The sequence below is a fragment of the Myxococcus stipitatus DSM 14675 genome, assembly GCF_000331735.1.
In the GTDB taxonomy this organism is placed as follows: domain Bacteria; phylum Myxococcota; class Myxococcia; order Myxococcales; family Myxococcaceae; genus Myxococcus; species Myxococcus stipitatus.
The window spans coordinates 5,937,894-5,955,794 of record NC_020126.1 but is presented as its reverse complement, the minus strand read 5'-3'; the positions used below and the strand labels follow the sequence as shown (position 1 = coordinate 5,955,794).

Annotated in this window: 19 protein-coding genes; 13 read left to right on the top strand and 6 right to left on the bottom strand. The window is 68.5% G+C overall.

Going from position 1 to position 17,901, the window contains the following annotated elements:
* The first annotated feature begins 41 nt into the window (after positions 1 to 41).
* From infA to rplQ, 7 genes are all read left to right on the top strand, one after another.
* Positions 42 to 260: a translation initiation factor IF-1 gene (gene infA / locus MYSTI_RS22880; protein WP_002614803.1), complete on the top strand. Its 219-nt coding sequence runs from the start codon at positions 42 to 44 to the stop codon at positions 258 to 260.
* Between the two features lie 75 nt (positions 261 to 335).
* On the top strand, positions 336 to 452 hold the full coding sequence (gene rpmJ, locus MYSTI_RS22875; RefSeq protein ID WP_002633586.1) for a 50S ribosomal protein L36: 117 nt from the start codon (positions 336 to 338) through the stop codon (positions 450 to 452).
* A gap of 54 nt (positions 453 to 506) precedes the next feature.
* Complete coding sequence (gene rpsM, locus MYSTI_RS22870; protein ID WP_015350165.1) at positions 507 to 890, top strand: 30S ribosomal protein S13; 384 nt, start codon at positions 507 to 509, stop codon at positions 888 to 890.
* Between the two features lie 62 nt (positions 891 to 952).
* The gene (gene rpsK, locus MYSTI_RS22865) at positions 953 to 1,393 is read left to right on the top strand and encodes a 30S ribosomal protein S11 (RefSeq protein ID WP_015350164.1); all 441 of its coding nucleotides are present in this window, start codon (positions 953 to 955) and stop codon (positions 1,391 to 1,393) included.
* Positions 1,394 to 1,465: 72 nt separating this feature from the next.
* Positions 1,466 to 2,092 (top strand): 30S ribosomal protein S4, encoded by a 627-nt coding sequence (rpsD, locus tag MYSTI_RS22860; protein WP_015350163.1) that lies wholly within the window; start codon positions 1,466 to 1,468, stop codon positions 2,090 to 2,092.
* Positions 2,093 to 2,251: 159 nt separating this feature from the next.
* Positions 2,252 to 3,274: a DNA-directed RNA polymerase subunit alpha gene (locus MYSTI_RS22855; RefSeq protein ID WP_015350162.1), complete on the top strand. Its 1,023-nt coding sequence runs from the start codon at positions 2,252 to 2,254 to the stop codon at positions 3,272 to 3,274.
* A 180-nt stretch (positions 3,275 to 3,454) separates the two neighbouring features.
* Positions 3,455 to 3,871 carry a 50S ribosomal protein L17 gene (gene rplQ / locus MYSTI_RS22850; protein WP_015350161.1) on the top strand — a complete coding sequence of 139 codons (417 nt, stop codon included), beginning with the start codon at positions 3,455 to 3,457 and terminating at the stop codon, positions 3,869 to 3,871.
* Positions 3,872 to 3,963: 92 nt separating this feature from the next.
* On the opposite strand, the gene MYSTI_RS22845 is transcribed toward rplQ, so the two are convergent.
* The 3 genes from MYSTI_RS22845 to MYSTI_RS22835 form a co-directional block, all read right to left on the bottom strand.
* Complete coding sequence (locus MYSTI_RS22845) at positions 3,964 to 4,545, bottom strand: hypothetical protein (protein ID WP_233277933.1); 582 nt, start codon at positions 4,543 to 4,545, stop codon at positions 3,964 to 3,966.
* 111 nt (positions 4,546 to 4,656) lie between these two features.
* On the bottom strand, positions 4,657 to 6,039 hold the full coding sequence (locus MYSTI_RS22840; RefSeq protein WP_015350159.1) for a tetratricopeptide repeat protein: 1,383 nt from the start codon (positions 6,037 to 6,039) through the stop codon (positions 4,657 to 4,659).
* A gap of 16 nt (positions 6,040 to 6,055) precedes the next feature.
* Positions 6,056 to 6,844, bottom strand: a complete 789-nt coding sequence (locus tag MYSTI_RS22835; protein ID WP_015350158.1) for a lysophospholipid acyltransferase family protein — start codon at positions 6,842 to 6,844, stop codon at positions 6,056 to 6,058.
* 237 nt (positions 6,845 to 7,081) lie between these two features.
* Between MYSTI_RS22835 and MYSTI_RS22830 the strand changes: the two genes are divergently transcribed.
* Genes MYSTI_RS22830 through MYSTI_RS22820 form a run of 3 tightly spaced genes read left to right on the top strand, consistent with a single transcriptional unit; the run spans position 7,082 to position 10,635 of the window.
* Positions 7,082 to 7,696, top strand: a complete 615-nt coding sequence (locus MYSTI_RS22830) for a deoxynucleoside kinase (RefSeq protein WP_044281197.1) — start codon at positions 7,082 to 7,084, stop codon at positions 7,694 to 7,696.
* The gene (locus MYSTI_RS22825; protein WP_015350156.1) at positions 7,696 to 8,868 is read left to right on the top strand and encodes a DUF2314 domain-containing protein; all 1,173 of its coding nucleotides are present in this window, start codon (positions 7,696 to 7,698) and stop codon (positions 8,866 to 8,868) included. The genes MYSTI_RS22830 and MYSTI_RS22825 overlap by 1 nt, the downstream gene beginning before the upstream one ends.
* Positions 8,869 to 8,922: 54 nt before the next feature.
* Positions 8,923 to 10,635, top strand: a complete 1,713-nt coding sequence (locus MYSTI_RS22820; RefSeq protein ID WP_015350155.1) for a sigma-54-dependent Fis family transcriptional regulator — start codon at positions 8,923 to 8,925, stop codon at positions 10,633 to 10,635.
* Positions 10,636 to 10,642: 7 nt separating this feature from the next.
* On the opposite strand, the gene MYSTI_RS22815 is transcribed toward MYSTI_RS22820, so the two are convergent.
* Complete coding sequence (locus MYSTI_RS22815; protein ID WP_015350154.1) at positions 10,643 to 11,485, bottom strand: DMT family transporter; 843 nt, start codon at positions 11,483 to 11,485, stop codon at positions 10,643 to 10,645.
* 166 nt (positions 11,486 to 11,651) lie between these two features.
* Between MYSTI_RS22815 and MYSTI_RS22810 the strand changes: the two genes are divergently transcribed.
* Positions 11,652 to 12,563 carry a pseudouridine-5'-phosphate glycosidase gene (locus MYSTI_RS22810; protein ID WP_044281185.1) on the top strand — a complete coding sequence of 304 codons (912 nt, stop codon included), beginning with the start codon at positions 11,652 to 11,654 and terminating at the stop codon, positions 12,561 to 12,563.
* Between the two features lie 67 nt (positions 12,564 to 12,630).
* Here the strand turns inward: MYSTI_RS22810 and MYSTI_RS22805 are convergent, their stop codons facing one another.
* On the bottom strand, positions 12,631 to 13,116 hold the full coding sequence (locus MYSTI_RS22805; protein WP_015350152.1) for a free L-methionine (R)-S-oxide reductase MsrC: 486 nt from the start codon (positions 13,114 to 13,116) through the stop codon (positions 12,631 to 12,633).
* A 102-nt stretch (positions 13,117 to 13,218) separates the two neighbouring features.
* On the opposite strand from MYSTI_RS22805, the gene MYSTI_RS22800 reads away from it, so the two are divergent.
* Positions 13,219 to 13,962, top strand: a complete 744-nt coding sequence (locus tag MYSTI_RS22800; protein ID WP_015350151.1) for an SIR2 family NAD-dependent protein deacylase — start codon at positions 13,219 to 13,221, stop codon at positions 13,960 to 13,962.
* 24 nt (positions 13,963 to 13,986) lie between these two features.
* Here MYSTI_RS22800 and MYSTI_RS22795 read toward each other — a convergent pair whose 3' ends face one another.
* On the bottom strand, positions 13,987 to 15,672 hold the full coding sequence (locus tag MYSTI_RS22795; RefSeq protein ID WP_015350150.1) for a serine/threonine protein kinase: 1,686 nt from the start codon (positions 15,670 to 15,672) through the stop codon (positions 13,987 to 13,989).
* A 123-nt stretch (positions 15,673 to 15,795) separates the two neighbouring features.
* Here MYSTI_RS22795 and MYSTI_RS22790 point away from each other — a divergent pair, with 123 nt between their 5' ends.
* Positions 15,796 to 17,766 (top strand): ABC-F family ATP-binding cassette domain-containing protein, encoded by a 1,971-nt coding sequence (locus MYSTI_RS22790; RefSeq protein WP_015350149.1) that lies wholly within the window; start codon positions 15,796 to 15,798, stop codon positions 17,764 to 17,766.
* Positions 17,767 to 17,901 lie beyond the last annotated feature (135 nt).

Here is a 17,901-nt window from a genome sequence, read left to right as displayed (position 1 = left end):
CGCTTCCAAGAGGTTCGTGGTCCGGGAAGAGGGTTTGACGCTTGCCGAAGGATGATTCCATCGAAGTTGAGGGGACGGTGATGGAGCCCCTCCCCAACGCGATGTTCCGCGTGGTGCTGGACAACGGCCACAAGGTTCTCGCGCACATCTCGGGCAAGATGAGGATGCACTTCATCCGAATCCTTCCCGGCGACAAAGTGAAGGTCGAGCTTTCTCCGTACGACCTGACGCGCGGACGGATCACGTACCGGGCGAAGTAGAAAGGGGCGGCCTTCCGAGTTGCGGACAGGCGGCCCGTTGGCTTTTCATCTGTTTGAAGGAAGGAAGTTCGCTCCATGAAGGTTCGGGCGTCCGTCAAGAAGATCTGCGACAAGTGCAAGGTTGTTCGCCGCAAGGGCATCGTGCGCGTGATTTGCGCTTCCAATCCGCGGCACAAGCAGCGCCAGGGCTAACGGCCAGAAGGCCGTTGGCTTCAGACCAACTCCACCCCAGAAGGAAGACCGAAGATGGCTCGTATCGCCGGCATCGACCTGCCGCCCAACAAGCGCGCCGTGATCTCGCTCCAGTACATCTACGGGATCGGCAACAAGTCCGCGCACGACATCATCGAGGCGGCGGGCATCGATCCCACCACCCGGACCAAGGACCTCACCGAGGACCAGGCTCGCAAGATCCGTGAGATCATCGAGGCCAGCTACAAGGTCGAGGGTGACCTCCGGCGTGAAGTCACGATGAACATCAAGCGCCTGATGGACCTGGGCTGCTACCGGGGCCTGCGTCACCGCAAGGGCTTGCCGGTTCGTGGCCAGCGTACCCACACCAACGCGCGTACCCGCAAGGGTCCGAAGCGTGGCATCGTTCGGGCGAAGCCGGCGGCTCCGGCTCGGTAAACCGCAGCGCCGGCCCGTAAGGTGCCGGCGTCGATCACCTCCTCTCAGGAGCAGCAACTCAAATGGCTGACGAGACCAATACTTCGGCTGCGGCGCCCGCGGGTGCCGAGGGCGAGGCCCCTGCCGCGAAGAAGGCGAAGCGCAAGGGCAAGAAGAGCATTCTCAACGGCGTGGTCCACATCCAGTCCACGTTCAACAACACCATCATCACGATCACGGACGTGTCCGGGAACGTGATCTCCTGGTCCTCGGCCGGGGCGCGTGGCTTCAAGGGAAGCCGCAAGTCCACCCCGTTCGCCGCCCAGGTGGCCGCCGGCGATGCCGCCGCGAAGGCGATGGAGCACGGACTGAAGAACGTGTCCGTGTTCGTGAAGGGTCCGGGCGCGGGCCGTGAGTCGGCGCTGCGCGCGCTGGCCGCCGCTGGTCTGAAGATCAACCTCATCCGCGACGTGACGCCCATTCCGCACAACGGGTGCCGCCAGCCCAAGCGCCGCCGCGTCTAACCCCTTCGTCCGGGCCTCCTCTCGTGCTCTCGGGCATGGAGGCGGCTCCAGATCATCTTTAAGGAGAAGTCTGTGGCCCGTTACACCGCGAGCGCTTGCCGTATCTGCCGGCGCGAAAACCTCAAGATGTACCTGAAGGGCGACCGCTGCTACACGGACAAGTGTGCCATCGAGCGCCGCCCGTACCCCCCCGGCCAGCACGGCCAGGGCCGCGTGAAGTTCTCTGGCTACGGCGTGCAGCTGCGCGAGAAGCAGAAGGTCAAGCGCATGTACGGCCTGCTGGAGAACCAGTTCCGCGGCTACTACCACCGCGCGTCCGCCGCCAAGGGCAAGACGGGTGAGAACCTCCTGCAGCAGCTGGAGCTCCGCCTGGACAACGTCGTGTTCCGCATGGGCTTCGCGGACACCCGCAACGAGGCGCGCCAGCTGGTTCGCCACGGCCACTTCCAGGTGAATGGCCGCAAGGTGAACATCCCCTCGTTCTCCATCAAGCCGGGCACGGCCGTCGAGGTGGTGGAGAAGAGCCGCAAGGTGCTCCGCATCTCCGAGGCGCTGGAGACGGTGGACCGCCGTGGCGTTCCGCAGTGGATTGACCTGGACAAGAAGGCGTTCAAGGGCACGGTTCGCACGGTTCCGAACCGCGAGGACCTGACGATGCCCATCCAGGAGCAGCTCATCGTCGAGCTCTACTCGAAGTAATCCCCGCGCCAGGCCATCTCAGGCGCCTGGACGAGGTACCAACGCGCCCTGGCCGACGAGGCCGGGGCGTCGTGCTTTTTCGCAGTTCCCACGTGTCCATCCTCCCGCCGCGCTGGTGGGTAAGTCGGTGGTGGTTCACGTCTCGAGGAGTCGTACACCATGGCAGATACGTTCGTTGCGAAGAACTGGCGTGACCTCATCAAGCCGCGCCGCATGGAAGTGGACCAGGACAGCCTGACGCCCACCTACGGGAAGTTCGTGGCGGAGCCGCTGGAGCGTGGTTTCGGCACCACCCTGGGCAACTCGCTGCGCCGCGTGCTCCTGTCGTCGCTGCAGGGCGCGGCCATCACCTCGGTGAAGATCGAGGGCGTGGACCACGAGTTCACCACCATCCCCGAGGTGTCCGAGGACGTCACGGACGTCGTGCTGAACCTGAAGGAAGTCCTCCTTCGGATGCACACGAACGAGACGAAGACGCTGCGCATCGAGGCGGAGGGCCCCAAGGAGGTCAAGGCGGGTGACATCATCGCCGACGCCGACGTGGAGATCCTCAACCCCGGTCACCACATCTGCACCATCTCCGAGGGTGGCAAGCTCCGCATGGAGCTGACGTGCCGCCGCGGCCGTGGCTACGTCCCGGCCAACTCCAACAAGGTGGCGGGTGCGCCCATCGGGACCATCCCCATCGACTCGCTGTTCTCGCCCACCCGCAAGGTGAACTACCAGGTCACCAACGCGCGCGTCGGTCAGGTCACCGACTTCGACAAGCTGTCGCTCGAGGTCTGGACGGACGGCTCCGTGTCGCCTCAGGACGCGGTGGCGTACGCGGCGAAGATCATCAAGGAGCAGCTGACCGTCTTCGTGAACTTCGACGAGACCGAGGAGCCGGTCATCGCCGAGGCGCCGAAGGAAGAGGCGAAGCTCAACGAGAACCTGTTCCGCTCGGTGGATGAGCTGGAGCTGTCGGTTCGTTCGGCCAACTGCCTGCAGCAGGCGAACATCAAGACCATCGGCGACCTGGTGCAGCGCACCGAGGCCGAGATGCTCAAGACGAAGAACTTCGGCCGCAAGTCGCTCAAGGAGATCAAGGAGATCCTGGCGGAGATGGGCCTGTCGCTCGGCATGAAGCTGGAGAACTGGCCGCCGAAGCAGGCGCCGGCCCCGGCCGCTCCGAAGGTGTAGAGTCTCGCGGTACTTTCCTCCGTGCCCGCGACATGGTTGCAGGCGGCGCGGAGGGAAGGGACCTGGTGAGACCCACCTGGTCCAATCAGCAGTGGCGGGCCCCGTGTCGGGTCCGCCCTTCCCACCCGGTACCTGATACGGCCGGAGTGGTGGGCCCCTCCGGGGGCCCGGAGCAGGACGATGCGCCACAAGGTTGGACAGAGGAAGCTGCACCGCACCACGAGCCACCGGCTCGCGATGTTGAACAACATGGTCACCTCGCTGCTCGAGCACCAGGCCATCCGCACCACGCTGCCCAAGGCCAAGGAGGCCCGGAAGCTGGCGGAGCGCATCATCACGCTGGGTAAGCGTGGTGGTCTCTCCAACGTGCGCCTGGCGGCCCGGACGGTGAAGGACCGTGACGTGCTGAAGAAGGTCTTCAGCGAGTACAAGGACCGGTACGCCACGCGTCCCGGCGGCTACACCCGCATCATCCGCCTCGGCTTCCGCCGGGGTGATGCCGCGGAGATGGCCCTGCTGGAGCTGGTGGATCGGCCGGAGAAGAAGGCCGCGCCCGCCGCCGAGGCTCCCGCTGCCGAAGAGACCAAGGCCGAGTAAGGCCGCCTGCCGCGCTCCTTCGTGAGGAGGAGCCGGTGGCAACGCGAGGGCGCTCTTCCCGAAGGGGAGGGCGCCCTTCGTGTTTCAGGGGTCTACTTGGGCCCGAGGAGGCGCTTCCACTCGTTGCGCAGGTCCTCGGTGAGGTTGGCGCTGTCGTCGCTGCTGCGCATCTCCAGCGATTCGAAGCGCAGGTCCGCGGGCGCCGCTCCGCTGTTGCCCATGAGCTGCTTGGGGGTGATGGTGATGAACTCCCCAGCCGCGACGGAGGGCACCGCCGCGCGGTACTGCCCGTTGACGATGAGCGTGACGTCCTTCCACGGCGCCTTGCTCTCGTTCCAGATGGTGACGGAGGGCCGGTCCAGCTTGTCGCTGAGCACCAGCCGCGCGTCCATGTCGCCCGTCCGCATGGAGCTGCCCGGACAGGCGATGGCGAAGCTCCCCGCCGTCAGCACGAGCCAGGTCGCGACGATGCCGGCCTTGTACTTGAAGAACCGGTCACTCTGCCGGAAGTCGCCCACCATCTCCTTCGCGATGGAGAGCGCGTTGAGGGCCTGATTGGACGCCTCACCCGCGAGCCGCTTGCTCAGCGGGCCGGACTGTTCGCTCTTCTCGAGCGGCGCGGTGCGCGCGGCCGACATCACCCGCATGCCGGGATTGGTCGGCGCGCGCGGCATGCCCGGGCTCGTGGGAGTCCGGGGCTGCGTGCCTGGATTGGAAGTCGTGCGCGGAGACTTGCGGCCGTCGCTCATCAAGGACGAAGTGTAAAGGGCGTGGCCCGTTGGTGGCTACTGGCCCTTGAGGGATTGCAGCGCACGGGAGGCCACCGCGTTCTCCGGCTGCGCCTCCAGCACCTTGGAGAGCCAGCGCTCTGCTTCCTCCGCCGCGGACTTCCTCACCTGAGGCTTCGAGGACTTCATCGACTGCTCCGTGAAGAGCAACCCCAGGCGCAACGAGAACTCCACATTCTCCGGGTCCTTTTCGACCACGTAGCGGAGCTCGCGTTCCGCGGCGGGGTAGTCGGCCTCGAGCTGATACACGAGCGCGAGCTTGCCCCGTGCGGGGATGGAGTCGGGCGTCAGCGACACGGCCACCGTGAAGGCCGCGCGGGCCGCGGGCAGGTCTCGGCGGTCGAGGTGCAGGTCACCCAGTCGGAACCAGGCCGTGTCCAACAAGGGGTGGAGCTCCACGGCCTTCTCGAAGGCGGCACGCGCCGCGTCGGGCCGTTGGCGTGAGGCGTACAGCTCCCCCAGGTAGAGGTGGTTCTTCCCGTCCCTCGGAGCGCGTTCGATGGCCTGCTTGAACTCGTCCACCGCGCGCCCCGCGTCGTCCAGGCGCTGGTACGCCAGGCCCAGGAGCGAGTGCAGCACGGAGAGGTCCGGGTAGTCGTGGAGGACTTCCTCGAACGCGAGGATGGCGTGCTGGGGTGCATCCAAGTCGTTGAGGTAGCGCAGGCCCTCTTCCAGCTTGGCCTCGGCGGCCTTGGGGATGCCTCCGAAGGGGTCGTTGACCTGCTCCATCAACGCTCGCGCGGTGGCCACGTCCGCGGGCGAGGGCCGACCGCGAACGACCACGCCCAGGGCCTCCACCGCGCCCGGCGAGTCGCCCGTGCGGTGCAGCGCCTTGGCCAGCGGCAGACGCCACGAGGGGCGGTCAGGGGCCAGCGTCGTGGCGCGGCGCAAGGGCTCCACCGCGGCCGCGTACTGCTCCGACTCCAGTCGCGCGACGCCCAGGCGGTAGTGGTACTCGGCCGTGTCCGGGGACAGGGCGATGGCGCGCTCGAAGGCGGCCACGGCGGGTGCGCCGGCGTCCTTGGCTCGGGAGAAGAGGGCGAGGCCCAGCATGTACTGGTCCACCGCGCGCTCGCCCGAGCGCAGACGCCCTTGGAGCTCTTCAATCCACGCGTCGGAGCGGCCCGCCTTCACCTGGGCTTCCGTCAGCATCCGCGCGACATCCAGGTCCTCGGGGCCGCGCGCATGCAGGTCCGTGAGGAGCATGAGCGCCTTCTGGGGCTGGTTCTCGTCGAGGAATGCGCGAGCGCGGGAGCGGTCGTCGGTGGGGCGTGCGGCGTTGGCCGTCGCCGCGTTGGTGTGGCTGCAGCCGGAGGCGAGCAGTCCCAGGCCCAGCACGGCGGCGCGAGCCCAGGGGCGGAAGCGGTGAGCGGGAGTCATCTTCACGGAGGCGTCTCTAGGGAGTGGAGTGGGCGCGGGAAGCGCCGATGCCTTCTTGGCCTGTCGAGGCGACGGCGTCTTCGGCGTCGCCGCCCTTGCCGCCCATCGAGAGGCTGTCCGCGATGATGACGTCACGCACGGCGCGGGCCAGTCCCTCGCGGTCATCCTCGTCGAACCGGGTGGTGTCGATGGGCTTGCCAATCTTCACGCGGATGGGGCCCGGGGTGATGTTCCAGCTGTCCTTGGGCATGAGCTTGCCGGAGCCCTCGATGGTGACGGGACAGACAGGGACACGTGCCTTGAGGGCCAGGGCGAAGGGGCCCTTCTTGAAGGGGAGGACGCGACCGTCCTCGGAGCGGGTGCCCTCCGGGTACAGGAAGATGCTGGTGCCGCCGCGGATCTTCTTCGCCGCCGCGTCCAGGGAGGCGATGGCCTTGGAGCGGTTGCTCCGGTTGATGAAGACGTGCCCGCCGAGCGCCAGGTACCAGCCGATGAGCGGCACCCACTTGAGCTGCTCCTTGGCCACGTAGCGGAAGGGCACGGGCACGGCCATGAAGTGCGCCGGGATGTCGATGGTGGACTGGTGGTTGGCGACGTAGATGGTGGGGCGGTCGGGGTCCACGTTCTCCTGGCCCAGCACCTCCAGCTTTCCGCCGCCCGCCCACACCAGCACGGGGGACCACAGTCTGCGGACCACCCAGAGGCCTCGGGAGGCGTTGACCGTCAGCACCATCGTGAAGAGGGTCAGGAAGAAGCAGACGAACGTCCACACCCCAGCGACTAAAATGCAGAAAAGCTTGCGCATCCCTCAGCCCCCTCCTCGGGGCCGGTTCGTGGGGCAGGCGAGAGGCTCGCCCCGAGGGCAGGCCCGCCGCGAGGTGTCCTGTCCCGAACGGCCGGACGGGTGGCCGCACCCCGGACAGGGGCGGCGCCCAGGGCGCGGTGAGGGAGAGGGGGCGGGGGCATGCACTTCTTCTACCACGAGGCTTCCTTACCTTGTTTCTGGTGCGCGCCGCTTGGCGGGGTTACAAGCAGGGGTTGCGTGGCCAGGAAAAAGTTTATCGCCATCGCGGGCAACATCGGCGCCGGGAAGACGGAGCTCACGTCCTTCCTCTGCCGGAAGTACGGGCTGACGCCGTCCTTCGAGCCCAATGACCAAAACCCCTACCTCGCGGACTTCTACAAGGACATGAAGACGTGGGCCTTCCGCTCACAGCTCTTCTTCCTCACGCACAAGTTCCGCCTCCACCGGGAGTTGGAGCGCACGCCCGGCACCGTGCTTCAAGACCGCACCCTCTACGAGGACGCGGAGATTTTCGCCAAGAACCTCCACCGTCAGCGGCTCATCGACAAGCGAGACTGGAAGACGTACTGCGAACTGTACGAGACCATCTCCGAGTCGCTGCGTCCCCCTGACTTGATGATCTACCTGCGCTGCCCCGTGCAGACCCTCAAGGAGCGCATCCGCCTGCGCGGCCGCTCGATGGAGAAGGACATTCCCACTCGCTACCTCCAGCGCCTCAATGCCCTGTACGAGGAATGGTTCGGCGCCTACCGGTTGTCTCCAGTCCTGGTGCTGGCCACCGACAAGCTCGACTACCTGACCAACCTGGTGGACCGCGTGGACCTCTTTCGGCAAATCGAGAAGCACCTGTGATGGAGGTCTACCTCCTGGCGACCGAGCAGGACGGTCCGGTGCCGCTCGACGCGTTGCGGGCGTCGTTCGCGACGGACGAGGTGGAGTTCACACCGGCCGAGGACGGGCAGGGGTTCGTGCTCCGGGCGGACAGCTCGGAGGTGCACGTCCGGTTGACGGTGGGGGCCGAAGGGCTGCCTCGCTTCAACAAGGCGGCGTACAGCGGGAGCCCCGAGGCCTTCGAGCGCCTGGGCAAGGCGAAGGCCTACTACCACCTGTCGCTGGAGCCGGGTGGGGCGCAGCCGACGCTCCCCGTGTTCGAGGCGCTCTGGGCCGTGCGCACGCTGCTGGAGCATGTGCCAGGGGTGCTGGTGGACCTGGCGGCGTTCAAGCTGCACGAGCCCGAGGACGTCGTCGAAATCACCGAGCTGGACTTCGACATCCGAGACCATGTCCACCTGCACGCGGTGGAGGTGACGGAGGGCGACACGCCGCTGTGGGTCCACTCGCACGGGATGGAGAAGTTCGGCGCCAGGGACTTGGAGATCTTCCACCTGGCGGAGCAGGACCTGTTGCCCGCCGAGAGCTTCCTGCACGAGCTGTGCACGGACCTCGCCTTCGGGCAGGGCCCGGCGCTGCGCTCCCAGGTGGGCACCAGCGAGGGGCAGGCGTTCATGGTGGTGCCGTCGGAGGAGGCGCGCGCCAACCTGCTCGGCGTGCCGCTGGAGACCTTCGAGGGGCATGAGGGCTTGTTCCTCACGGTGGTGTCCCCGCTGGGGCGCCACAACACGTCCCAGCTCCTGGTGCCGTATCGCGAGCGCTTCTCGCAGGAGCCGGAGGAGCAGACGGAGTCCATGCGCCGTGAGGCCCAGGCCCTGCTGCCCGCCTTCCTGGCGCGCTTCCAGCGCCGGGGGCTGATGGAGCCGCTCACGTTCCTGGTCCGCGCCCCGTTCGATACCCACCCGGACGGCAACAAGGTGGTGGAGAACCTCTGGCTGGAGCTCATGGCCCGGGATGACGGGAGCCTCGTGGGCAAGCTGGTGGATGGCGCGGTGCACACCACGGAGTGGCGCAAGGGGGCCCACGTGGAGGTCGAGGAGACCCAGGTCAACGCGCTGGCCCTCAGCCGGGAGGGGCGGGCCCTGGATGAGGCGGAGATCCGGGCGTTGTTGAACGCCGAGCGACCGATGTAGTGCGACGCGGCGGCGCTTGCTCACGCCTCCTGGGGCGCTAGGCTTCGCCGCGACATGCCCGCACTCCTGCTGCTCACTGGGCCATCCGCGGGGCTCCGCTATGAGGTGCTCTCGGATATGGCCATTGGCCGCAGTCCGTCCTGCGAAATCCCCCTGCGGGATGACCAGGTCTCGCGCAAGCACGCCCAGTTGACGGTGAGCGAGGGGCAGGTCCGGTTGGCGGACCTGGACTCGCGCAACGGGACGCTGGTCAACGGCGCGCGCATCAGCAACGAGGTGGTGCTGTACCCGGGAGACCGCGTCCTCGTGGGCTCGACGATGGCCGTCTTCGAGCCTCCTCCCGTGACGCTGGTGGAGGGGGGCCCGACGTCTCCTGGGCACGTTCCCATCGAAGAGGTGCTGCCTCATGTCGGCGCGGCCGCGGCGCTGTACTCGGCCGGCACGGCGCTCCTGGGGGCCACGAGCGAGGCCATGGTGTTGAGGCGGCTGGCGGATGAAGTGGCTCGCGCGCTCAGCGCGGACCGGGCCGCGGCGCTGCTGGGCACCAACACGGGCCTCCTGACGGCGGCGGTGTCGGGCGCGGAGGCCATGGCCGTGCCGCGCTCGCTCGCGCAGGTGGCGCTGGAGCGCAAGGAACTGGTCCAGGCCGAGTCCGAGATGTGCGCTCCGCTCGTGGCGTCCGGTGGCATGCCGTTCGGGGTGCTGTATGCGACTCGCGCGGACTCGGCCTTCACGGGAGGCGAGGGGCAGCTCCTCGCCGCGCTGGGGCGGCTGGGGGGGAGGCGTACACGGCGGTGCGCTCGCGGATGGAGCCGGAGGACCTCGCCGGTGCTGCTGGGCGCCTCGCGGGTGATGCGGGCACTGGGGGAGGCGGCTCGCCGTGCCGCCAACAGCGCCGCGCCCGTGGTGCTTCATGGCGAGCCGGGGACAGGCAAGACTCAGCTTGCTCGCGTCATCCATGCGCGCTCGCCTCGGGCGCTGGAGCCGCTGGTGGTGGTGGATTGCCGTCAGCCCGCGGACGCTGTCGAGGAGGCCCTCTTCGGCCGAGCCAGCGCGCCGGGACGGCCTCCGGTGGCCTCCGCACTGCTCCGCGCGGACCAGGGCTCACTGCTCCTTCAGCACGTTGACGCGCTCTCGCGGGGCGCCGCCGAGCGGTTGGCTCGCTTGATGGCCCGTCGGGTGGCTCCCGCGCGGCAAGGAGGCGAGGAGCCCGTGGATGTGCGGCTGCTCGTCACCTCGGTGGCGCCGGTGGCCTTGCAGGGGACTCGAGGTGAGGTGGAGGCTTCGCTGGCCCGTGCGCTGATGGGCTTCGAGCTGGAGGTGCCGCCTCTGCGCGACCGGCGGCAGGATGTCCTGGTGCTCCTCGAGCGCTTCGTGGCGCGTGCGGCACGGCGGGTCCGGCGCGAGCCGCCCACCTTGGGGCCGGAGGCCAAGCGCCTGTTGGCCGACTATTCGTGGCCGCAGAACGTGCGGGAGCTGGAGCTCGTGGCGGAGCGCCTGGGGTTGCTCTACGCCGGAGGGCGGGTCGGTGCATTGCATCTGCCGCCCGAGGTCCAGCAGGGAAGCACCGCCATCGACGCGCAGACACTCCAGGCCCGCGTGGGCCGCCTGGAGCGTGATGCCATCGCGGAGGCACTCCGGGAGTCCGGAGGGAAGAAGGTCCGAGCCGCCGCGCTGCTCGGCATCAGTCGACCCACGTTGGACAAGAAGATTGGGGAGTACGGCCTCGCGGTAGCGCGAGGGCGCCGAGGCGAGGAAGGGCGCTGACGGCTCGCTACTTCCTGCGGCTGAGCACCACGCCACCGAGGATGAACGCGGCGCCCAATGCCTGGAACGGCGTGGGCCGCTCACCGCGCACCGCCCAGGCCGTGAGGGCCGCGACGACGGGGACTCCCGTGTTGTAGAGCGCCGCACGAGCACTGCCCACCTGCTGCACCGTGCGGCCCCAGATGAAGTAGCCCAGCACCAGGGGAATCAGCGCGGTGTACACCATGCCCACCCACGCTCCGCCGTGGACGCTCCCTGGACTCAATTCCAGCACGGCGGGCAGTCCCGCCAGAATCACCCCGGGTGCTCCCGTCAGCATGGTGACGGCGGTGATTTGAAGCGCCGACACCTCGTTGCCCAGCGAGCGGATGCCGACGGTGTAGATGGCCCAGCAGGCACAGGCGCCCAGGATGAGCACATCACCCAGCCTCGTGTTGGCGCCCATGGCCGGCCCTCGTGCCGCGACCACCAGCACCATGCCCACCACCGCCAGCGACAAGCCCATCACCAGCGGCCGGGTGAGCCGCTCCACGCCCAACACCGCCCCCAGCGCCGCCACCATGACGGGCGTCGCCGCCGTCAGGAGCCCGCTGTTCGCCGCCGTCGTGTTCGCCACGCCCAGCACGAAGCAGAGCTGGTACAGCGTGTTGCCGACCAACCCCAGGCCTGCGAGCTTGAGGAACACGCCGAGCCGCAGCGGCTTCCAGCCTTCGACCACGAGCAACAGCGCGAGCATCGCCACCGAGGCGATGGCGAAGCGCACCGACATGAAGGCCAAGGGCGGCATCACGCCCACGACCTCCTTCACCACTGTGTAGTTGGTACCCCAGGCAACGACGACCCCGAGCATGGCCAGGTCGGATGCCGAGAGGGCTCGGGGCTGTGCGGCGGGAGCAGTAGCGGCGGAGGTCGACACGGCGCGCGGAGGGAATAAGGCCCAGGGGGCTTTCCTGCAACCCGACGTTTGCCCTCGCCTGGCTTGTGCCACCTGCCCCGGCATGGCTTATACGCGCACCATGGACCTACGTTTTTCGGATGAGGTGCGCCAGGCCCTCGACGCGCGCAAGCCCGTTGTCGCCCTGGAGACGAGCGTGGTGGCCCAGGGGCTGCCCTATCCGCACAACCTCGCCGCCGCCCGCGCGTGTGAGGAGGCCATCCGCCGGGCGGGGGCCATTCCCGCGGCCACCGCGGTGGTGGATGGCGTGGTGTGTGTCGGCCTGGAGGACGCGGAGCTGCGGCGGCTCGCGGAGGGCAAGGAGCCGCTCCTGAAGCTCGGCTCGCGAGACCTGGCCATCGCCGTGGCCACTCGCGCGACGGGCGGCACCACCGTCAGCGCCACCTGTGAGCTGGCCGCCGCGGCCGGCATCCGAGTCTTCTCCACCGGCGGCATCGGCGGAGTCCACCGGGGCGCCTCGGAGCACTGGGACATCTCCCAGGACATCGCCGCCCTGGCGCGCTTTCCCGTCGCCGTGGTGTGCGCGGGCGCGAAGTCCGTGCTCGACCTGCCCAAGACGATGGAGCTCCTGGAGACGGCGGGAGTCCCCGTCATCGGCGTGGGCACTCGCGAGCTGCCGTCGTTCCACAGCCGTGACTCCGGCATCTCCCTGGAACACAGCGTGAATGACGTGGCGACCGCGGCGCGCATCGCTCGCGCCCGCTTCGAGACGCTGGGGCAGGGTGGGGTGCTCTACACCGTGCCGCCTCCCGAGGAGACGGCGCTGCCTCGTCACGAGGTGGAGCTGCAGATTGCCTCCGCGCTCGCCGAGGCCGACAAGCAGGGCGTTCGCGGCAAGGACGTGACGCCCTTCCTGCTGAGGGAGCTGGGCCAGCGCTCGGGCGGCAAGACGCTCAAGGCGAACCTGGCGCTCCTCGAGAACAACGCCCGCTTCGCCGGCCAGCTCGCCGTGGCCTACGCCCGCGGGGACTGAGTCCACGCCGGGGCGCGGGCATCTCGTGTGCCGCCGCGCCCCGGTGGGCCTTCACGTCGCGCCGAGTCTACTGCTGGAACCAGCGCATCATCGTCTCCAGCTCGCGCCGGTCCACCTCGTCGAAGGTGCCCTTGCTGGAAGAGTCGATGTCCAGCACCGCGATGAGCTCGCGGTTCTTGCCGTACACCGGCACCACGATTTCAGACGCGGAGCGGGAGTCGCAGCTGATGTGGCCCGGGAAGGCGTGCACGTCCGCCACCACTTGGGTCTCACCCTTCGCGGCGGCCGTTCCGCAGACGCCCTTGCCGAACTTGATCTCCAGGCATCCGAGCGTCCCCTGATAGGGCCCGACCCGAAGCAACTGCCCCGGCGTCACCACCCGGTAGAACCCCGTCCACAGGTGACCGAAGGCGTTGTGTAGCAGACAGCTCATCGTCGCCATGCCGGCGATGGGGTCGTCGATGCCCTCGAGCACCGCCTGAACGTGTTGATGCAGCTCCGCGTACGCCTGCGCCTTGGGCAGCTCGCGCAGGTCCAGGGTGACTTCCGCCATGATGGGCTCCTCGAGCCAGGGGGCCGCGCTTCACTGTCAGCGACAGGCGCGGAGGCCGTCCCCCGATTCATAACCTGAATCCATCGCCCCGCAGGAGACCCCATGGAAACGCTCCTTCTCGACTCGAAAACCTGGCTGCTGGTCCTCACGGGCGCGGGGGTCTCCGCCGAGAGCGGAGTCCCCACCTTCCGAGGCCTCAACGGACTCTGGGAGGGACAGCCCGTCGAGTCCGTGGCCTCCCCGGAGGGCTTCGCCAAGGACCCGCTGCGCGTCTGGCGCTTCTATTCGCAGCGGCGCGCGGGCGCGGCCGAGGTCTCACCCAATCCCGGCCACACGGCGCTGGTGGAGTGGGAGCGCCACCTGGGAGACCGCTTCCTCCTGGCCACGCAGAACGTGGACGGACTGCACCGCCGCGCGGGCAGCCAACGCATCGTGGAGATGCATGGCAACCTCTTCACGACCCGGTGCAGCAACGTCGACTGCAAGCGCGCGCCCTTCCCGGACACCACGGTGTATCCCGATGGCACCGTGCCGGGCTGCAAGGACTGCGGCTCCTTGCTCCGGCCCCACATCGTCTGGTTCGGCGAGTACCTGGACCCCGTGGACCTGGAGACCATCCAGGGCTTCGCGCAGCGGGCGGTGAAGGCGGGCGGGCGCCTGGTCTTCCTGGCGGCCGGCACCTCGGGCGTCGTCTACCCGGCGTCCGGCATGGTCGACCAGGCCCGCGCGATGGGCGGTGAGACGTGGCTCGTCAACCTGGAGACCACCGAGAGCGCCCTGCGCTTCAAGCACTTCATCCAGGGCAAGAGTGGCGAAGTGCTCCCGAAGCTGGGGCGCCTCGTGTGAGACGGAGGCGCCCTCCCAACAGCCCTACTCGAACACCGTGATGTCCGAGCCCGCGTTCCCCGCGCGCGGGGGCTTGGGCCTGGACGGCGCCGCGGCGCGGACCGCCTCCAGCGTCACGTCCACCGTCTGGCTGTCTCCCGCCACGCGGCTGAAGTTGAGCGAGCGCTCCTCGGACTTGTGGTTCGCGAGCCGGAAGCTGAGCTGGTGCGACTTGTCGCGCGGGAGCATCAGCTCGATGGGCGTGGTGCCAATCTGCTCATCCCCTTCGAAGATGGCGGCCCCTGGCGGCGTGGAGTTGAACTTCACGCGCAACGTCTGGGGTGCCGCGGCCGGGGCCTCGCGGCCGGTGGTGTTCGGCTTCGTGTCGGGGTTGTCCCGAGCGACCTCGACCACCTGCGTGGGGGTTGCCTTGGCGTCACCCTTGCCACCCAGCACCACCGCCCCTCCAATGCCGAGCAGCACGAGCGGCACCGCGATGATGGCGATCTTCTTGCCGGTGGACATGCCCTCCGGCTCGGGGGGCGGAGGCGGCGGCGCGGCCTTGGAGGCAGCGGCGCGAACGCGGCTCGCGGAGGTGTTGCCGCCCGCGTTCCCCACCTGGCTGCGCGCCACCTGGACGTTGGATGGCGTGGAGCCTCGGCCCGGGCTTGCGCCCACGCGTGAGGCGGAACGCACGCCGCTGCCACTCCCACCGGGGCGCCCCGCGCGACTGCCATGGCGGCTGCCACTGCCGCGCTCATTCACACCAGAGCTGGCGCCACCGCTGGGCATCGCGTCGAGCTGCTCGGGGCTCGCGTCGACGACGGTGTCCAGCATCGCGTCGATGAACTCCTGCGCGTTCTGGTAGCGGTCGTCCTTCTCGGGGGAGAGGGCCTTCTTGAAGAAGGCATCCAGCGCGACGGGGACGGGAGCACCCTGGCGCTTGCTGTTGACCGGGGGCACCTGCTGCGTGAGGGACGCGGTGAGCGCCTTGCGCACCGTGTTCGCCCCGAACGGCGAGCTGCCCGTGAGGCAGAAGTAGAGCACGCCCGCCATCGAGTACAGGTCCGAGCGCTGGTCCACCGACTCACCACCGGCCTGCTCCGGCGGCATGTACTGCGGGGTGCCCAGCACCTGGCCCGTGGACGTGAGCTGCTCCTCCTCGTCGGCCTCCAGCGCCTTGACGAGGCCGAAGTCCAGCACCTTGACGAAGTCCCGGCCGCTCAGGTCCTGCACCATGATGTTGTGCGGCTTCAGGTCCCGGTGGACGCAGCCCTCGGTGTGCGCGTGGGCGAGGCCCTGGGTGGCCTGCTCGATGAGGCTGGTGGCGCGGCGAAGGGACATGGGGCCCTCGCGCTTGACGACCTCCTTGAGGCTCTCGCCCTGGAGCAGCTCCATCACGTAGTAGCAGGTGCCGTCGGGCGCGCGACCGAAGTCGAAGATGGTGATGATGTTCGGGTGGCGCAGGCGGCTGGCGATCTCCGCCTCTCGGCGGAAGCGCTCGAAGAACTGGGGCGCGGCGGCCAGTGACGGGTTCAGCGTCTTCACCGCGACGGGGCGCTGCACCGAGGTCTGCGTGGCGCGGAACACCATGCCCATGCCGCCCTGGCCGAGCACGCTCTCAATCTTGTAGCGGCCGTCGAGCACCTGGCCGATGAGCTGGAGGCTCTGGCCTGCGCAGAGATGGTCGATGCCGTCGGTACTTCCGCAATGGGGACAGGGGGCAGCCATGTGGGGGCGGAGTATAGGCAGGCCCTGGGCAGGTCCGGAAAGGGGACGATGGGCTCCTCGTTCGCCGGCCGGGCATCTGCGCCATTTCCCAGGGGCCCCGGGGCTGTTACATCCCCCACCGCCATGAGCCTCGTCATCGCCCAGGACCTCTGTCTCTCCTATGGAAAGAAGGTCCTCTTCGACAGTGACAGCTTCACCCTCGGCCCCAAGGACCGTGTAGGCCTCGTCGGCGCCAACGGGACGGGCAAGAGCACCTTGATGAAGATCCTGGCCGGGGTGATCCAGCCGGACTCGGGGTCCCTCACGTACCGGCGGCGGGCCCGCTGGGGGTACCTGCCCCAGGAAATCGCGGGACTTCCGGAGGGCACGGTGGTGGAGGCGGTGATGAGCACCGTCCCCGGCCGCGACACCCTGGAAGTCCGCCTGAAGGACACCGAGGCGGCGCTCTCGGAGGCCTCGGACGAGGAGGACCAGCTCGAGCTGGCCCAGTCCCTGGCGGACCTCCACGCGGAGCTGGACGACTTCGAGAACCGCTTCGGCAAGCACCACGCGGAGCGCATCCTCAAGGGCTTGGGCTTCAAGGACGCCGACCTGGTCAAGCCCACGTCGGCCCTGTCGGGAGGGTGGCGGATGCGCGCGGCGCTCGCCGGGCTGCTGCTCCAGGACCCGGACCTGCTGCTGCTTGACGAGCCCACCAACCACCTGGACGTCCCCACGCTCACGTGGTTCGACGGCTTCCTGCGCCGCTCCAACAAGGCGATGGTCCTCATCTCCCACGACAAGGACTTCCTCAACCGGCAGATTGACCGGGTGGTGTCGCTGGAGCTGGAGGGCGTGCGCGAGTACGCCGGCAACTACGACGAATACAAGCGCCTGCGCGCCGAGGAGAAGGTGCTCCTCCAGGCCCGGGCGGAGAAGGTGGAGGCCCGGCGCGCGGAGCTCCAGTCCTTCATCGACCGCTTCGGCGCGAAGGCGACCAAGGCGAAGCAGGCGCAGAGCCGCGCCAAGATGATCGAGAAGCTGGAGAAGATTCACGTCCTGGAAGAGCGGGCGACGATGAAGTTCCGCTTCCCGGAAGTGGAGCGCAGCGGCCGCGACGTGGTCACGCTGGAGGGCATCACCAAGCGCTACGGCGCCCAGACCGTCTATGACCATCTCTCCGGCCGGGTGGAGCGCGGTCAGCGCATCGCCGTGGTGGGTGCGAACGGCGCCGGCAAGACGACGCTCCTGAAGATGGTGGCCGGAGAGCTGGTGCCGGACTCGGGCACGGTGACGCTCGGGCACAACGTGGTGGTGGGCTATTACGCGCAGCACCACGCGGACAAGCTGGACCGGACGAACACCATCATCGAGGAGGTCCGTCCGCTCGCGGCCGACAAGCCGGAGAGCTACGTGCGCGGCGTGCTGGGCGCGTTCCTCTTCAGCGGCGATGACGTGGAGAAGCCCATCGGCGTGCTCAGTGGTGGAGAGCGGGCCCGTGTCGCGCTGGCCAAGCTCCTGCTGGTGCCTTCCAACTTCCTGCTGATGGACGAGCCCACCAACCACCTGGACCTCGACTCGTCCGAGATGCTGATTGAAGCGCTGAAGCTGTACAGCGGCACGCTGCTGTTCGTCAGCCACAGCCGCAGCTTCATCAACGGCCTGTCGACGCAGGTGTGGGAAGTGGCGGACGGGAAGCTGACGCCACATCCAGGCAACCTCGACGACTACCTCTACCACCAGGAGCAGCAGCGCCTGGAGGCGGAGGCCGCGGCGGGTGGAGCGGCGGCGGGGCGGGGCGAGAAGTCCGCGTCGGGTCCCACGACGGAGAAGGAGCGCAAGCGCCTGGAGGCGGAGGCCCGTCAGCGCAAGAGCGTCGTGGAAGGTCCCCTCAAGAAGGAGATCGCCCGGCTGGAGGAGCGCATCGCCAAGGTGGAGGCCGAGCAGAAGGAGCGCGAGGGTCAGCTGGCGGACCCCGTCCTCTACAACGACTTCGCTCGGGCCAAGCCGTTGATGGACGCGCACCGCGAGGGCAAGTCGACGCTCGAGGAGCTCTATGAGCAGTGGGAAGCCGCTCAGGAGAAGCTGGCGCAGGCCACGGCGTCGCTGAGCTGAACCACTCTCGCGGAACGCTTTCGACCCAACCGGGGACGTCCTGCGTGGACGCCCTCCCGTTCCAACCTGCTCGCGACAATTCGTGAGCACGGTCGTTGAACGGGGGAACTCAGGGACCTCTCGACGTCGCGCACG

Bases quoted from the DNA above. Each gene is read 5' to 3' on its own strand.
- rpmJ (WP_002633586.1), top strand. From the start codon at position 336: ATGAAGGTTCGGGCGTCCGTCAAGAAGATCTGCGACAAGTGCAAGGTT.
- rpsM (WP_015350165.1), top strand. From the start codon at position 507: ATGGCTCGTATCGCCGGCATCGACCTGCCGCCCAACAAGCGCGCCGTG.
- rpsK (WP_015350164.1), top strand. From the start codon at position 953: ATGGCTGACGAGACCAATACTTCGGCTGCGGCGCCCGCGGGTGCCGAG.
- MYSTI_RS22855 (WP_015350162.1), top strand. From the start codon at position 2,252: ATGGCAGATACGTTCGTTGCGAAGAACTGGCGTGACCTCATCAAGCCG.
- rplQ (WP_015350161.1), top strand. From the start codon at position 3,455: ATGCGCCACAAGGTTGGACAGAGGAAGCTGCACCGCACCACGAGCCAC.
- MYSTI_RS22845 (WP_233277933.1), bottom strand. From the start codon at position 4,545: ATGCCGCGCGCGCCGACCAATCCCGGCATGCGGGTGATGTCGGCCGCG.
- MYSTI_RS22840 (WP_015350159.1), bottom strand. From the start codon at position 6,039: ATGACTCCCGCTCACCGCTTCCGCCCCTGGGCTCGCGCCGCCGTGCTG.
- MYSTI_RS22835 (WP_015350158.1), bottom strand. From the start codon at position 6,844: ATGCGCAAGCTTTTCTGCATTTTAGTCGCTGGGGTGTGGACGTTCGTC.
- MYSTI_RS22825 (WP_015350156.1), top strand. From the start codon at position 7,696: ATGGAGGTCTACCTCCTGGCGACCGAGCAGGACGGTCCGGTGCCGCTC.
- MYSTI_RS22820 (WP_015350155.1), top strand. From the start codon at position 8,923: ATGCCCGCACTCCTGCTGCTCACTGGGCCATCCGCGGGGCTCCGCTAT.
- MYSTI_RS22815 (WP_015350154.1), bottom strand. From the start codon at position 11,485: ATGCTCGGGGTCGTCGTTGCCTGGGGTACCAACTACACAGTGGTGAAG.
- MYSTI_RS22810 (WP_044281185.1), top strand. From the start codon at position 11,652: ATGGACCTACGTTTTTCGGATGAGGTGCGCCAGGCCCTCGACGCGCGC.
- MYSTI_RS22805 (WP_015350152.1), bottom strand. From the start codon at position 13,116: ATGGCGGAAGTCACCCTGGACCTGCGCGAGCTGCCCAAGGCGCAGGCG.
- MYSTI_RS22800 (WP_015350151.1), top strand. From the start codon at position 13,219: ATGGAAACGCTCCTTCTCGACTCGAAAACCTGGCTGCTGGTCCTCACG.
- MYSTI_RS22795 (WP_015350150.1), bottom strand. From the start codon at position 15,672: ATGGCTGCCCCCTGTCCCCATTGCGGAAGTACCGACGGCATCGACCAT.
- MYSTI_RS22790 (WP_015350149.1), top strand. From the start codon at position 15,796: ATGAGCCTCGTCATCGCCCAGGACCTCTGTCTCTCCTATGGAAAGAAG.